The following is a 537-nucleotide window of genomic DNA, read 5'->3' on the forward strand; positions in this document are numbered from 1 at the left end:
GTCATCGCCTTCTGATCCAGAGGGCCGCCACCTTCATGGCGGCCCGATTTTCTCTTTCTGCCCGGGTGAGGCTTCACCCGGGCAGTTGCCATCACGTGGAGACGTTACAGCGTCATGTATGGCTGGGCTTCTCCGGCACGAAACTGGTAGACGCTCCAGTCATCCTGCTTTGGCCCGGGCATGCCCGGGGTGCCGATGGGCATACCCGCCAGGCCGATGCCGTCGGTGTCGGGGTACTCCTCGAAGAGTTTCTCTACCGCCTCGAAGGGCACGTGACCCTCGATGATGTACTCGCCCATCTCGATGGTATGGCAGGAGCCCAGACCGTAGGGAAGTCCGGCACGTTCCTTGACTTGGCCGATCGGCACGTCGTCGACGACGGTGACCTCGACGCCGAGCGCTTCGAGTTGGCGGGCATATTCATCGCAGCAGCCGCACTGGGGGTTCTTGTAGAGGGTCGCCGCATCGGGCATAGCGGCCTGTGCGGTGCCGGCACCGATCAGCAGCGCTGCGGAGACAACCAGAGTGGGGGCAAAA

At 63.3% G+C, this 537-nt stretch carries 1 protein-coding gene; it reads right to left on the reverse strand.

Annotated elements, in window-relative coordinates; all coding sequences use genetic code 11:
- Window positions 1-104: 104 nt before the first annotated feature.
- On the reverse strand, window positions 105-537 hold a 433-nt coding region (locus tag AOG27_RS21435; RefSeq protein WP_200909129.1), incomplete at its 5' end, for a DUF411 domain-containing protein.

It is taken from the genome of Pseudoalteromonas lipolytica, assembly GCF_001306915.1.
Lineage (GTDB): Bacteria > Pseudomonadota > Gammaproteobacteria > Enterobacterales > Alteromonadaceae > Pseudoalteromonas > Pseudoalteromonas simplex.